Genomic DNA, 14,198 nt, shown 5'->3' with positions numbered 1-14,198 from the left:
CCGGAACAGTCCTCAGCACCGCATGAAGAAACTCACACTTCGGCCGTACTGCCCGGAATTTTTCCCCAAGGAAAATCAGAATGCCGCGGCCCAGCTACCCGCTAGTGCGCCGCGGCATCCAAAAACTGGAAATCATTGATCAGCGCCTGCATGTCGAACACCAGCCAGCGCTCCTGTTGCAACACAAACTGGCCGTTCACCATGGGCGCAAAGGGCTCAAGCAGATCCCCCGGCGCCCCCTTGGCGTACTCGAGTGCCAGGTGCTGCATACCGTGCAGCTCGTCGACGATCAGCCCCGCGTAGATTTTCTCATGCTCGACCACCAGTACGCGGCGACGCTGGCGCTGGCCTCTGAGATGCCCGCCGAAGAAGGCGGCCATATCGAACAGCGGCAACAGGCGGCCGCGCACGTTGGCCACGCCGCGCACCCAGGGCTGAACCCCGGGCACGAAGGTGTAGGGAGGAACTTCGAGCAGTTCCACCACCTCGTCCATGGAGGCGACGAAGCGGTGGCCCAGCAGAGAAAAACCGATACCGGTCCAGTAGGGCTTGACTTCCTGACGGCCGGGCAGGCCGGCGGCCTGCGTCTTGGCGCGCCTGGCGATTTCAACCAGCGCGAGATAGGGGCTCTGTGACTGCACTGTCAACAGCTGGCCGCTAGGCCAACACCTCCTCGATGGCACCCAGCAGCTTGCCCTCGTCCACGGGCTTGGTCAGATAGGCGCGCGCGCCCTGACGCATACCCCAGACGCGGTCCGTGTCCTGGTCTTTGGTGGTCACGATGATAATCGGGATTCCCGCGGTGCTGCCGTCCTTGCTCAGCTGACGGGTGGCCTGGAAGCCGTTCAGGCCGGGCATCACGATGTCCATCAGAATGACGTCGGGGCGCTGCTCGCGCGCAACCTCGACACCGTTTTCGCCGTTGGCAGCGGCGATCACCGCGTGGCCATTCTTCTCCAGGATAGTGGTCAGCTTGTGAGTTTCGGTAGGAGAGTCGTCAACGATTAATACTCTAGCCATGTGTCCCCCGCGACATATTCTTTCCGCGACAGCGCCGGTAGAGGGGCACTGCGCGGGTTTGTTGTCGTTTAATTTACAAAGCGGCAGCCACCCGGCACCGCTCCGCCCTTCAATAATTGTTGTTGCCACCGAATGCCCGGAGGGCATGTGCGGTGATGATTGTGTCAGATCTCCGCGAACGGGTCGCCCGCGGAGTGAAAACCATTCTATGCCAGACGCGCGAACAAAGTCACAGCGCCGGCAGGCACCCCCATTCAGGCCGCGTGGTGCGGCTTGGCGTGCGCGGAGATTGCGCCCAGCAACTCGCTCTTGCTGAACGGCTTGGTCAAATATTGATCACAGCCAACGACACGCCCCTTGGCCTTGTCGAAGAGGCCGTCCTTACTCGACAGCATCACCACCGGCGTCGAGCGGAATTCACTGTTGTTCTTGATCAGTGCGCAAGTCTGGTAACCGTCCAGGCGCGGCATCATGATATCGACAAAAATGATATCCGGGCGGGAGTCGGCAATTTTTGCCAGCGCATCAAAACCGTCTGTAGCAGTGACTACCGTGCAACCTGCCTTTTGCAGCAGTGTCTCGGCGGTGCGACGAATCGTTTTACTGTCGTCGATCACCATCACCGTCAGGCTTTCCCAGTTGAGCTCCATAGTGTTATCGAATCCCCTGTTCACTTATTTTCGGGCGCCGCCGGCAATATCTGCACAAGCACCCTTTGTTCAACCGCTTGCGGGGTCTGGACGCCTCAATTGGATGAGGTCGCACATAGGGAGGAACTTTTATCACAGAACCCCAAGTGAATCTACCAGAGCCTACCAGAGGCGGCGGGCACACGGCACCGCGATACCACCCTATTGCTGCCGCGGCGCTTCGCTCGCGAGGTCAAACAGTTGCGCCGGGGGCGGCCTGCTCTTACCTTATCCAGCCGGCGGGCCACTGCGCACCCGACCTGAACAGCCGCATTGCCCAGGCGCGATTTTTCAACAAACACGGATACCGGTATGAGTTACTCCCTCGGCGTGGTGATGGACCCCATCGCCAACATCCATTTTAAAAAGGACACAACCCTGGCGCTGCTACAGGCCGCACAGCGCAGCGGTTTCGAACTGTTTTATTTTGAACAGGGCGACCTCTACCTGGACGGCGGCCGCGCCATGGGACGCGGCCGCCCCCTGCGGGTGTTCGACGATGCCGGGCACTGGTTCGAACTCGACGAGGCCACGGAAATACCGCTGGGCCAGCTCGACACCATCCTGATGCGGGTGGACCCGCCCTTCGACAACGAGTACATCTACTCCACCTATATACTCGAAGCGGCCGAGCGCGAGGGCGCACTGGTGGTAAACAAGCCACAGGCACTGCGCGACTGCAACGAAAAGATCTTCGCCACCCACTTCCAGCAGTGCTGCCCGCCGCTGATCGTCAGCCGCGACATGCAGAAATTGCGCGATTTTCACAAAAGTCACAAAGATGTGATTTTCAAACCGCTCGACGGCATGGGCGGCGCCGGCATATTCCACTGCAAAGCGGACGGCGCCAACCTGGGCGCCATCCTGGAAATGCTCACCGAGCGCGGCCGCAAACAGATCATGGGCCAGCGCTATATCCCCGAGATCAAAGACGGCGACAAGCGCATCCTGGTCGTGGACGGCGAGGCCGTACCCTACTGCCTGGCGCGCATACCCGAAGCCGGCGAGACCCGCGGCAACTTGGCCGCCGGTGGCCGCGGCGAGGCCCGCCCACTGACCGACCGCGACCACTGGATCGTCGAGCAGGTGGCGCCGGCATTGAAGGAGCGCGGCCTGCTGTTCGTCGGCCTGGACGTGATCGGCGACTACCTGACCGAAATCAACGTCACCAGCCCCACCTGTGTGCGCGAGATAGACGCCGCCTACGGCACCGATATCGGCGCCCTGCTGATGAGCGCCATCACAGACCGGCTGGCGCAAAAGGGGTAAACTAGGGAACTCTCTCAGCGCGCGGCTGAGCGGAATATAAAAAGCAGTAACCAAAACGAACAATGAATTCGACCGCCAACGGCACGCAACCCCAGGCCGCCCAGCACGACCGCTTCGTGTTCGCCCTGTTTCTCGCCTGCGCCTTTCACGCGCTGGTGATTTTCGGCGTGGCCTTTGCCGCGCCGGAAGGCCGCCAGGCGCCTCCGACCCTGGAGGTGACCCTGGCGCAACACCGGGAGGCGGCGGCGCCGGAAGACGCCGACTACCTGGCCCAGCACAACCAGCAGGCCAGCGGCACCGCCGACACGCCGAAGGAGCTTTCCAGCAACCGCCGCGCGGAGATGGCCGACACCGCCATCCGCGAGCTGAAGCCGCTGCCCCAACAGAGGGCTGCGCGGCCGGCGGAACAGCGCCGCCAGTTGGTGACCACCATCGGCGACAGCCCACAGCGCGCGCCGGAGCTGCCCGCTGAAGACACGCCCTCGGACGAGCAGCGCGGCGACGCGCCCAACGACCTGCCGCTGACCAACCCGGAGATCGCCAGCCTGCAGGCGCGCCTGGACAAGATCCGCCAGACCATCGCCCAGCGCCCGCGGGTGCGCCGCCTGACCTCGGTGGCCACCAGGGCCTCCGCCGACGCCGCCTACCTGCACGAGTGGCGGCAGAAGGTGGAAGCGGTGGGCAACGACAACTTCCCGGAAGAGGCGCTGCGGCGGCAGATTACCGGCAGCCTGCGCATGATGGTGCGGCTGCTGCCCACCGGCGCGGTGGAGGAAGTGGTGATCCTGGAGTCCTCCGGCGAGCGGATTCTCGACGACGCGGCGCAGCAGATAGTGCGCCTGGCCGCCCCCTTCGCCCCCTTCCCGGCGGAGATCCGCAAGGAGGCCGACCGCCTGGAGATCATCCGCACCTGGCGTTTCGAAATGACCGGACTCTCCACCGCCGCCGGTGATATGCCCAAGCGCGGCTAAACTTTTTTCTCACGCCCGCATTTCGCAGACACAGACCCTATGCACAGCTCCAGTATCGACAGCGACCTCACCCACGGCAGCCTGCGCGGCCAGTTCCTGCTGGCCATGCCCGGCATGCAGGACCCGCGCTTCAAGCAGACCATCGCCTTTATGGTGGAGCACACCAGCGAAGGCGCCATGGGCATCGTCATCAACACACCGAGCAAGGTGCAGTGGAAGGAGGTGTTCGAACAGCTGTCGCTGCAGGACGCCAGTCTGCGCGGCGACGAAACAGTGCTGCTGGGCGGCCCGATGTCGCCGGAGCAGGGTTTCGTACTCCACGGCGCCGGCATGAAGTTCGACTCCACCGTGGAGATCAACGAGGACATCAGCCTCACCGCCTCCAAAGACATCCTCGAATCCCTGGCCGCCGGGCGCGGCCCCGACGACGTGCTGCTGGCGCTCGGCTACGCCGGCTGGGGCCCGGGCCAGCTGGAGCAGGAGCTGGTGGAAAACGCCTGGCTGACCCTGCCGGCGGAACCCGAGATCCTCTTCGCCACCCCCTGGCACAAGCGCTGGCACACCGCCGCCGCGCGCCACGGCATTGATCTGGCCGGGATTGGCTCCCAGGCGGGCCACGCCTAGGGGGCCCCGTTGGATAAAGACAAACCTGTAACCGCCCTCGCCTTCGACTTCGGCACCCGCTCCATCGGCGTCGCCTTCGGCCAGAGCCTGACCGGCAGTGCGCGCGAACTGCCGCCGCTGCCGGCTAAAGACGGCAAGCCCGACTGGGCGCGGGTCCAACGGCTGATCGACGAGTGGAAACCGCAACTGCTGCTCGTCGGCCTGCCGCTGAATATGGACGGCAGCGAGAGCGAATTCGGCGCCCGCGCGCGCAAGTTCGGCCAGCGCCTGCACGGCCGCACCGGGCTGCCGGTGGAATACGCCGACGAGCGCCTCAGCACCCGCGCCGCCAAGGAGGAGGCGCGGGATCGCGGACACCGCGGCAGCTACGCGGAAAATCCGGTGGATTCCATCGCCGCGCGGATTTTCCTCGAAGACTGGCTGCGCGCGCGCGGCTAGCCGCCGGTGGTCAGCCATCGGTGGTTGATGGTAGGCTCTCTCGCCACCATCACTCACCACGATTAACGACCGAGCAGTATGTCCATCACCCGCATCCGCATCGCCACCCGCGAGAGCGCCCTGGCGCTATGGCAGGCCAACTACGTCAGGGACCGCCTGCAGCGGGAACACCCGGAATTGCAGATAGAACTGCTGCCGCTGACCAGCCGCGGCGACCAGATGCTGAACATCCCGCTGGCCAAGGTCGGCGGCAAGGGGCTCTTCGTCAAAGAACTGGAAGTGGCCATGCTCGAGGGGCGCGCGGATATCGCCGTGCACTCGATGAAGGATGTGCCGATGGAGTTCCCCGATGGCCTGCACCTGCCGGTGATCTGCGAGCGCGAGGACCCGCGCGACGCGTTTGTGAGCAATCACTACGCAAACCTCGACGAGCTCCCGCAGGGTGCCGTGGTCGGCACCTCCAGCCTGCGCCGCCAGTGCCAGATACTCGCGCACCGCCCCGACCTGGAAGTGAAGTTCCTGCGCGGCAACGTCAACACGCGCCTGGCCAAACTGGACGCCGGCGAATTCGACGCCATCGTACTCGCCGCCGCCGGCCTGCTGCGCCTGGAAATGCCCCAGCGCATCCGCACCTTCCTGCCCCCGGAACTGCTGCTGCCCGCCGGCGGCCAGGGCGCCGTGGGCATCGAGAGCCGCCGCGACGACGCGCTGGAAGCGCTGCTGCAACCGCTGCACTGCCCCGCCACCGCCGCGCGCCTGGCCGCCGAGCGCGCGCTGGTCAAGCGCCTGAACGGCGGCTGCCAGATCCCGATCGGCTGCTACGCCGAACTGCAGGGCGGCGAACTGTGGCTGCGCGGCCTGGTCGGCAGCCCCGACGGCCGCACCCTGTTGCGCGCCGAGAGCCGCGGTGCGGCCACCGACGGCGAGGCCCTGGGCACGGCGCTGGCGGAAGAGCTGCTGTCCGCCGGCGCCGACAAGATACTCGCCGCCATCTGACCGCACCCGCCCATGCAAGACACAGGCAACCTGAGCGGCAAGCGCATACTGGTTACCCGACCCGAGGCGCAGGCCCGTAGCTGGTGCGAACGCCTGCGCGCCGCCGGCGCCACCGTGGACAGCATCCCGATGCTCGCCATAGAGCCGGTCACCGACGGCGCGGAACTGCAGGCGATCAAGAACCAGATACTCGACTTCGACCAGATCGACCACGCGATCTTCGTATCCCGGAACGCGGTGCAACTGGGCTTCGACTGGCTCGACGACTACTGGCCGCAACTGCCCCAGGGTCCGCGCTACTACGCCATAGGTGCCGCCACCGCGCGCGCGCTGCAGCAGCGCGGCGTGGACTCCGATGCCGGCAGCGACAGTATGGATTCCGAGGAGCTGCTGGCACTGCCGGCACTGCAGCGGGTCGCCGGCCAGCGCGTGTTGATTTTCCGCGGCTGTGGCGGCCGCACACTGATTGGCGAGACACTGCGCGCGCGCGGTGCGCGGGTCGACTACTGCGAGATCTACCGCCGCACCCTGCCCGCCGGCGCCTGCGCCGCGCTGGCGCGCTACGCGGCGCGCCCGGACGCAATCGGCGTACACAGCGGTGAAACCCTCGCGAACCTGGCCCGCTGCATCCGCGACAGCGGGCGCGAGACCCTGTTCCAGCCGCCGCTCGTCTGCCCCAGCGCCAGAGTCGCCGAACAGGCCCGCGCCCTCGGCTTTCAGCGCCCGCGGGCCGCGCGCAACGCCGGCGACGCCGCGATGCTCGAGGCACTGCGGGCGTCGCTCCGCTGAGGCGGCGATCCATTCCCCGCCGCGCGCGAGTAAAAAATTTCAAAAGGGCGTCACGCGTCGTATAAAGCGTGCCGTCTATCGCTATAATTTGACGACAATTTCTACCCCTGCGCCGCCACACCATGACTGACGACAACTCAAAAAGCGCCGCTCCCAGCCGCAAACAGAGCGCTCCTGACAGCGCCCGGGAAGGCTCCGAGGCGGCCCCGGAATCCAAGAGCAACTTCGCCAAAGCCGCGCAGAGCAAATCCACCGTCAAGGGCGGCGGCAAAGAGGCCGATAAAGGCCGCCGCGGCAGAGGCTGGCTGTGGCTGCTGCTTTTCGCCGCCGTGCTCGGCGGCCTCGGCAGCTGGGCCTGGTTCAACTGGCCACAGCTGCAGGACAGGCTCGAGCGGCTGACCGCCTGGCGCGCAACCGACAGCGGACCGCCGGCGGCGCAGACGGCGCCGGCTGCGCAAGCCGTCGTCGAGGAGGTCGAGGAGATAGCCCCACCGGAGCCGGCGCAACCGGCCGCACAGCCGGGCCTGCCGGATGCCGCGGCCGCGGAAAGCGCCCGCGCGCTGCAACAGGCCAACGAGCTGCTGCGCAACCAGATCCAGGGCCAGGGCCGCACCATTGCCCAATTGCAGCAGCAGCTCGCCGCCCTGCAGCGCGCCGTCGCGGCCCAGGGCAGCAGACTCGGCCAACTGGGCAACGTCAGCCGCGATGACTGGCAGCTGGCCGAGGCGGACTATTTACTGCGCCTGGCCAACCAGCGCCTGCTGCTGGAGCGCGACAGCCGCGCCGCCCTCGGCCTGCTGGAAGAGGTCGACGGCATACTGCGCCAGGTGGACATGCCGGACCTGTACGGCGTGCGCCAGCAGCTGGCTCGCGACATCGCCGCATTGAAACTGGTCCAGAACATCGATCGCGAGGGACTCTACCTGCGCCTCGGCGCACTGGAGGAGCAGCTGATCCGCGTCAGCATCCAGCCGCAGTTCGATCTCGCCACCCGCGACCCGGCACAGGCAGAGCCCGAAGCCGAGAGCGCCGAGGCCCCGGCCTGGAAACGCAGCTGGCACAACTTCACCCGCTTTATGCGCGACTCGGTGCGCATCCGCGACGGCGACATAGACCCGGTACTGCTGTCGCCGCAGAGCGAGGCCCGCTTCCGCCAGAACCTGCGCCTGAACATTGAACAGGCGCAGCTGGCGCTGCTGCGCGGTGACAGCACCGTGTACAAGGACGCGCTGCAGAGCGCGCACCAACTGCTGCGGGAATACGCTATCGCCAGCCACCAGCGCGACGTGCTGCTGCGCGAGCTGGAGGAACTGCGGCAGGAACCCATTGAGGCCGAGCTGCCGAGCCTGGCCGCCTCCCAGAGCGCGCTGCACAACTATATCGAGCAGCTGCACAAAACCGACAGACAGGGCGCCGAGGCGCCGGGGGGCGACGTCCAGTGAAGCGTTTCCTGTTTGCCGCGCTGGCGCTGCTGCTGTTCGGCGCCTTTCTGGTGGAGGCGATACGCAGCTACCCCGGCTATATGCTGATCATGATCGGCGGCGACATCGACAAGCGCATCGAGCTGAACCTGTGGATGGCCGTCATCGCCCTGACCCTGGGCGTGCTCGCCCTCTTCTTCGCCCTGTGGCTGTTGCGCAGCCTGCTGCGCGGTATCGGCGGCGGCGTCAGCCGCATCCGCTTCGGCCGCCAGCGGGTCGCGCGGCGGCGCCTGACCAACGGCCTGGTGGAATTTATGGAGGGCAACTGGGCCCGCGCCCGCCGCCAGCTGCTGAAGAGCGCCCCCCGCTCCGAGGCACCGCTGATCAACTACCTCGCCGCCGCGCGCAGCGCCTTCGAACTGGGCTACCGCGACGAGGCCAACGAACTGCTGGCCAAGGCCGAGGCCTGCGGCGAAGACACCCGCCTCGCCGTCGCCCTCAGCCAGGCGCGTATGCAACTGCTGGACAAGCACTACGAACAGTGCATCGCCAGCCTCGAGCGCGCCAAGCAGGTGGAACCCAAGCACCCGGCCCTGCTGCAGTTGCTGAAACAGGCCTACTACCGGCTGGGCGAGTGGAACGGCCTGCGCGAACTGCTGCCGGAGCTGGAGAAGCACGCCAATATGCGCGAGGAGGAACTCCAACAGCTGGAACTCGAGGTCTACCAGCACCTGCTGGTGGACGCGACCAGCCGCCGCGACAAAGACAAGCTGCGCGAGATCTGGCAGAGCCTCAGCGGCCGCTGGCAACGCAACACCGAACTGCGCAGTCTCTACGCCGCGCAGCTGCACCAGATAGGCGAAGACATAGAAGCGGAAAAGCACCTGCGCTGGCTGCTCAACCGCGAGTGGCGCGCCGATATGGCCAGGCTCTACGGCTGCCTGACCGGCGCAGACCCCGCCACCCAGCTCACCATCGCCGAAGGCTGGCTCAAGGAATACGGCGAGAACGCCGACCTGCTCACCTGCCTCGGCCGCCTGTGCCTGCGCAACCAGCTATGGGGCAAGGCGCGGCAGTATTTCGAAAAGAGCCTGCTGCTCAGATCCGACCCCGCCACCTCCGCGGAGCTTGCGCGCCTGCTGCACGCGCTGGGGGAAACCGAAGAGGCGGCCAAGCTCTACAAGGAGGGGCTGATGCAGGCCGTCGCCGACCTGCCGCAAGTCCCCCTGCCGGGCCAGGAGCGCCCGCTGCTCGGCGCCAGCGCCTGATCCTTTGTTGGCACTTCCTCTACCCAGGGCCAGAGGTGCATACCGATAACGCCGTACCCGAGCGGAAAGTACTATCAGGCCGCTGAAAAAGTATTTTTCAGCGGCCTGATAGTTTCGAGCCGCCCGCGTGACGTGGACGCTCACCGCATTAGCGGTCGTTCAACCCGACCCCATCGAGGATTTTGTCTATACACTTTTCAACTCTCGACTGCCTCGTTTTCGATTGTTTGGCTCCGGAAAAGTAGAGCAGATAGCCTCTCTGGCGCCCGGGAGTCAAAGCCTCGAAAGCGGCTTTCAAGGCTGGGTTTTCGTCCAATACAGCCTGGAACTCTTCCGGCACCCCGAATTCTTCGGTCTTCTTGAATTCCACACTGAGGCCGGCCTTCTCCACTTCGATGGCCTCGTCAATGTAGGCCTTCACGATGGATCTGATCTTCCTGATCTCTTCCACATCGGTGAAACGAATCTGGCGAGCCGACTGAACATTCTCCGTTTGTGAAACCAGAATACCTTCAGGGTCTTTCAGCAAGGCGCCTTTCATAAACAACAGTGCGCAGTATTCTTTGAATCCGTGCATAAGGAATACGTTTTTCCCATCGAGAGAGTAGCACGGCTTGCCCCATTTCAACTCCTCAGACAGCCGGCACTCGAGAGCTATCGACCTTAACTCTTCATACTCCTTCTGCCACGCTTTTGCTCCTGCAACAAAAGCGTCGACCTTCGGATTGAACTTATCCCCTTCCGCTCGGCTCATAAGGCCTCCTTGTCCTGATTGATTGTCATTAACAGGGATGCCGTCTTTAGGAACTGATCAATCTTGTCGAAGTGTTTCTGCAGTGTCTCGGTGGCCTGCGCCAGGCGCTGCTTGCGCTCTCGTTCGGCTGGCTTGCGTCCGTCGAGCTTCTTGTGCTCCTTCAGGCAGTGTCGGATCTTCTTGCGAATCTTGCTCCGCTTCTGTTCCAGCTCCTTGAATGTACCCGAGTGCGCCTTGCTAGCATTGGAGGACATTTTGCAGCCATCGATGGCAAATAGCTCATTGCCTAACAGCCCCTGCTGATCACAGACCATCAGCACCTGCTCAAAGATAGCCTCTATCGTATCGCGGTAGCTACTGACGAAGCTGGCAATACTGGTGAAATGCGGCACTGAGTCACAGGACAGCGCCTTGAAGATGATGTTGTGTTCACACTGCCACTGGATTTCACGGCTGGACGTTATGCCCTTGGAATAAGCAAACAGGATAATTTTCAGGAGAATGGCCGGGTCGTAGGCTGAGCGGCCACCGGCGTCATTCTGGTATTTATTGTAGAACGCGGATAGATCGATATGATTGTCGATGAGATGGTGGAGGGTAAATTCGAAGGTTCCAGGCTGCAGCTGCTCCTCAAAATTGATTACAACCATCGCGTCCTGGTTGTAGTTATACCGCTTGAAATTGGGCATGGCGGACATTCCTTTTATGATCCGCCAATTCTATCAAAAAACACTACTTCTACAGAGTTTTTCTACAACCAGAACGCCGCAATCAGCCGCGGCACAATTTGTGCGCATTTTGCGCAATAATGGGAGCGCAGCGACCGCGCAAAAGGTGCACAAATTTGGCCGTCGGCTGCATTGCCTGGTTAACAGGGGGCCCCGATCAGACCACGAACTCCACGGGATCTTTTGCCTTGAAATTTTTCTTTCTCATGACTGTAATAGCAATTATCTGCCTGTGATCAAATCCTGAAGCATCCTGCTTAACTTCAACCGCACAAGGAATATTGATATCGGTTTTTGAACACCTGATATTGAAGGTATCATTGTTCTTCAGGCGAATGAGCTTCCCAATATAGATGGTTGTGAGCCGATTAAAAATACTGTGAAGTTCGGTTATTGTAATATTGGGAATATTTCTTGGGTGGTTCATCCTATCTTTTACAAAATGAACCGACATTTTGAAGCTCAGTCTTTCACTCGCAAATCGCTCATTAAGAATACTTTCAAGCATTGAGATTTCATCAAGTGCAATACCCATTATTTCTCTCCTTGAAATTTCTGGTAAAGCTCTGCGAGCTTTTTATTTAACTCCTCTGTTGAGTGAGCGATTATTGAGCCGACTGGCTTAGAATCACTTACTGTTCCAATCCTGACATCAAACTCTTCATTATCAAATGAATCTACAAATACAGCCTGTCCTGTATCTTCATCAATGAATGAAGCGAAATTGTCTTCTATTGACATGTTGAAATTCACGCATTCCTCCTTTTTACGTGTTCACTGTTAACGTTGCCAGCTGGGGCGGCCTGCGCTGTTTATGCGCGTAGCGCATAGCGTAGGCCATCCCGCGGAGGCGCGTAGCGCCGGAGCGTACAGCCTGGCCTGGTTAAATTTTGGGTTGGCACTCACACCAAACCCTCTCACCTGGATGATGCTCAGCAATTGTGCAGAGCGCTTCTTCTATGGCTTCATTATCCATGGGATCAATTTGATAAGTGAAATTTGTGAGAGAGGTATTAGAAGCTCTAAGCACCTCTATTTCCTTCTCTGAAAGCACACTTGCTCCGATCCATACCGGATAATTTCCTGATTTTATGATGGGTTCAAGCTCCTTAAACCCTTTCCTTGTTACTGCAAATATGATCATGGAGAAATTTAACGCCGCTAGCAGAGGCGGCTTGCTTTGGGCGCTTTATGCGCGAAAATGGGAGCGTAGCGACCGCGCATAAAGTGAACAAAGCAAGCCGTCCTGCGGAGGGCCGAAGGCCCGGAGCGAACTGCCTAGCCTTGTTAACGTAACTAGCTGTCGTAGTTCCTGATTTCATGTATGTAACTGCACTCCGAATTCGGACACAAAGAAACCACTTTATGCCCTCCGGTAGTATTCATCGCCAAAGGCGTACCGCAGTCAGGACACTTGAGGGAAGTGTTTTTCCCATTGCTATCCGCGGACATGTGATCCCGAATAATTTCATTTATAGCTTCATCAAAAGAAATACTTTTCCTTTCCGATAGCTCGGAAACGTACATAGCCTCATCGAGAGTAAGTTCAACTTGAACGCTGAGATAACAGTCCTCGCCGCACAAAAAAATAAACTCGCTCTGAGTTTAGGACGTATTGTATGAACTCTCCGCGAGGAACTGTTCATCGTCTTGTTGAACGAAGCCGCTTCGCGGCAGAGTAAAAATTCCGACAGCTAAGCTCTTCTCAGTCCAATCCCGGGCTGCAACTCAGAGGAGCTTTTCATGACACCCAAAGAGCAACGCCGTTTCGACACCCTCTACCAGCGCCATCTGCGCACCCTCTACCAGCGCCATCTGCGCACCCTCAAACTGCAAGGGTTAAGCAACAGAACCATCGACTCCTATGCCCGCGCCGTACGGCGCCTCTCTTCACACTTTGACGCCTGCCCCGACCAGATATCCATTGATCAGCTGGAACAGTACTTCGCCGATCTCGTGGACTCCCACTCCTGGAGCACTGTGAAGGTAGATCGCAATGGCCTGCAGTTCTTCTGGAAACACATTCTCAAGCAGGACTGGCAGTGGCTGGATATCGTCAAAGCGCCCAAGATTCAATCGTTACCCGATATTCTCACGCCACAGGAGGTCGAGCAACTCATCGGCGCCGCGCGCAAGTTGCGCTACCGGGTCTTCATTCTGGCCACCTATTCGATGGGATTGCGCCTGAGTGAGACGCTGTCCTTGGAGGTGGGGGATATCGACGCCAGCCGCAAGCAGGTGCATATCCGCCGCGGCAAGGGCCACAAGGATCGCCGGGTGCCGCTGCCAGATCTGACCTATCACGCACTGCGGGCCCTGTGGCGCCGCCATAGGCATCCACGGCTGCTGTTTCCCTGCCCGTCGACTGATATGGAGCAGGTTCGCCTGGCCAAGACCCCCATGGGCAGGGGAAGCGCCCAGATCGCGATGAAGGCTGTATTGCGTGAGTGCGGGATTAAAAAAAAGCCTCGGTGCACTCCCTGCGCCACAGCTTCGCCACCCATCTGCTGGAACGCGGCCTCAGCCTGCGCCAGATCCAGGAGTTACTAGGCCACGCCAGCCCCACGACCACCGCCCGCTACGTCCATCTCACCGAGTCCATTGAGCAGGATACCGCCACTACCATTAACTCGCTGGTAAGCAGCCTGCGTGTCGATCTGGAGAGGCTGTGATGCGTCTCGCCTCTGTGATCGAGCGCTATGAAGGTGCTCTCCTGCAAAAGTACAGTGCTCGCCTGTTGCCTGAACAACGCCGGGCAATGACCGCCATCCGGCACTGCCGCACTACCGCCGCCGGCGAGGTGTTGTGGCACTGCGGGGGTTGTGCCCATTCCCTGCTGAGTCCACGTTCCTGCGGGCACCGCAGCTGCCCCCAATGCCAGAACCATGAAGCCAGCCAGTGGTTGGAGAGACAGCGCCGCAAGCTGTTGCCGGTGGAGTACTTTATGGTGACTTTTACCCTGCCGGCGGAGCTGCGTACACTGGCCTGGCGCCATCAGAAAACCGTCTATGACCAGCTGATGGCCGCCGCTGCCGGGACTCTGAAAACCTTTGCGCTCAACGACGATCAGCTCAGCGGCGAGATCGGCATGACCAGCGTGCTCCATACCCACAGCCGGCACCTGGACTATCACCCGCACTGCCATATCGTGATTCCCGGCGGTGCGGTGAACCGGGCCAGGCGGCAGTGGAGGAAGGTAAAGGGCAAATACCTGTTCAGCGGCCACGCCCT

Annotated in this window: 16 protein-coding genes and 2 pseudogenes; 10 read left to right on the top strand and 8 right to left on the bottom strand. The window is 61.6% G+C overall.

Features of this window, described 5'->3' with window-relative positions:
- Positions 1–101: 101 nt before the first annotated feature.
- The 3 genes from ACXAF3_RS16845 to pilG form a co-directional block, all read right to left on the bottom strand.
- Complete coding sequence (locus ACXAF3_RS16845) at positions 102–641, bottom strand: chemotaxis protein CheW (protein ID WP_475113459.1); 540 nt, start codon at positions 639–641, stop codon at positions 102–104.
- Between the two features lie 16 nt (positions 642–657).
- Positions 658–1,020, bottom strand: coding sequence for a twitching motility response regulator PilH (pilH, locus tag ACXAF3_RS16840; protein WP_475113458.1), 363 nt, complete (start codon positions 1,018–1,020; stop codon positions 658–660).
- A 254-nt stretch (positions 1,021–1,274) separates the two neighbouring features.
- On the bottom strand, positions 1,275–1,670 hold the full coding sequence (gene pilG / locus ACXAF3_RS16835; RefSeq protein ID WP_067084389.1) for a twitching motility response regulator PilG: 396 nt from the start codon (positions 1,668–1,670) through the stop codon (positions 1,275–1,277).
- A gap of 351 nt (positions 1,671–2,021) precedes the next feature.
- Here pilG and gshB point away from each other — a divergent pair, with 351 nt between their 5' ends.
- The 8 genes from gshB (at position 2,022) to ACXAF3_RS16795 (ending at position 9,485) form a co-directional block, all read left to right on the top strand.
- Positions 2,022–2,978, top strand: a complete 957-nt coding sequence (gshB, locus tag ACXAF3_RS16830; protein ID WP_475113457.1) for a glutathione synthase — start codon at positions 2,022–2,024, stop codon at positions 2,976–2,978.
- Positions 2,979–3,040: 62 nt separating this feature from the next.
- Complete coding sequence (locus ACXAF3_RS16825) at positions 3,041–3,949, top strand: energy transducer TonB (RefSeq protein WP_475113456.1); 909 nt, start codon at positions 3,041–3,043, stop codon at positions 3,947–3,949.
- 39 nt (positions 3,950–3,988) lie between these two features.
- Positions 3,989–4,573 carry a YqgE/AlgH family protein gene (locus ACXAF3_RS16820; protein ID WP_475113455.1) on the top strand — a complete coding sequence of 195 codons (585 nt, stop codon included), beginning with the start codon at positions 3,989–3,991 and terminating at the stop codon, positions 4,571–4,573.
- A 9-nt stretch (positions 4,574–4,582) separates the two neighbouring features.
- Positions 4,583–5,011 carry a Holliday junction resolvase RuvX gene (gene ruvX, locus ACXAF3_RS16815; RefSeq protein WP_475113454.1) on the top strand — a complete coding sequence of 143 codons (429 nt, stop codon included), beginning with the start codon at positions 4,583–4,585 and terminating at the stop codon, positions 5,009–5,011.
- 78 nt (positions 5,012–5,089) lie between these two features.
- Entirely contained in the window at positions 5,090–6,007 is a 918-nt protein-coding gene (gene hemC, locus ACXAF3_RS16810; RefSeq protein ID WP_475113453.1) for a hydroxymethylbilane synthase, read from the top strand.
- A 12-nt stretch (positions 6,008–6,019) separates the two neighbouring features.
- The gene (locus ACXAF3_RS16805; protein ID WP_475113452.1) at positions 6,020–6,796 is read left to right on the top strand and encodes a uroporphyrinogen-III synthase; all 777 of its coding nucleotides are present in this window, start codon (positions 6,020–6,022) and stop codon (positions 6,794–6,796) included.
- Between the two features lie 122 nt (positions 6,797–6,918).
- Positions 6,919–8,238 (top strand): uroporphyrinogen-III C-methyltransferase, encoded by a 1,320-nt coding sequence (locus tag ACXAF3_RS16800; protein ID WP_475113451.1) that lies wholly within the window; start codon positions 6,919–6,921, stop codon positions 8,236–8,238.
- On the top strand, positions 8,235–9,485 hold the full coding sequence (locus ACXAF3_RS16795; RefSeq protein ID WP_475113450.1) for a heme biosynthesis HemY N-terminal domain-containing protein: 1,251 nt from the start codon (positions 8,235–8,237) through the stop codon (positions 9,483–9,485). The genes ACXAF3_RS16800 and ACXAF3_RS16795 overlap by 4 nt, the downstream gene beginning before the upstream one ends.
- A 148-nt stretch (positions 9,486–9,633) precedes the next feature.
- On the opposite strand, the gene ACXAF3_RS16790 is transcribed toward ACXAF3_RS16795, so the two are convergent.
- From ACXAF3_RS16790 to ACXAF3_RS16770, 5 genes and pseudogenes are all read right to left on the bottom strand, one after another.
- Positions 9,634–10,239, bottom strand: a complete 606-nt coding sequence (locus ACXAF3_RS16790; protein WP_475113449.1) for a YdeI/OmpD-associated family protein — start codon at positions 10,237–10,239, stop codon at positions 9,634–9,636.
- Positions 10,240–10,274: 35 nt separating this feature from the next.
- Positions 10,275–10,928: pseudogene (locus ACXAF3_RS16785) on the bottom strand (transposase); the annotation flags it as partial.
- A 196-nt stretch (positions 10,929–11,124) separates the two neighbouring features.
- Positions 11,125–11,502 (bottom strand): hypothetical protein, encoded by a 378-nt coding sequence (locus tag ACXAF3_RS16780; protein WP_475113448.1) that lies wholly within the window; start codon positions 11,500–11,502, stop codon positions 11,125–11,127.
- Entirely contained in the window at positions 11,502–11,720 is a 219-nt protein-coding gene (locus tag ACXAF3_RS16775; protein WP_475113447.1) for a hypothetical protein, read from the bottom strand. Before ACXAF3_RS16775 ends, ACXAF3_RS16780 begins: the two co-directional genes overlap by 1 nt.
- 130 nt (positions 11,721–11,850) lie before the next feature.
- Positions 11,851–12,111 carry a hypothetical protein gene (locus ACXAF3_RS16770; RefSeq protein ID WP_475113446.1) on the bottom strand — a complete coding sequence of 87 codons (261 nt, stop codon included), beginning with the start codon at positions 12,109–12,111 and terminating at the stop codon, positions 11,851–11,853.
- 599 nt (positions 12,112–12,710) lie between these two features.
- Here ACXAF3_RS16770 and ACXAF3_RS16765 point away from each other — a divergent pair.
- Positions 12,711–13,639 (top strand): annotated as a pseudogene (locus tag ACXAF3_RS16765) (site-specific integrase).
- Positions 13,639–14,198 (top strand): IS91 family transposase (locus ACXAF3_RS16760; RefSeq protein WP_475113445.1); only part of this gene is annotated, 560 nt, incomplete at its 3' end. The pseudogene ACXAF3_RS16765 and the gene ACXAF3_RS16760, both read left to right, overlap by 1 nt.

The organism is Microbulbifer sp. ABF4_143, assembly GCF_056160225.1.
The sequence above is the reverse complement of the archived record's forward strand: the minus strand, read 5'-3'. Positions and strand labels throughout refer to the sequence as shown.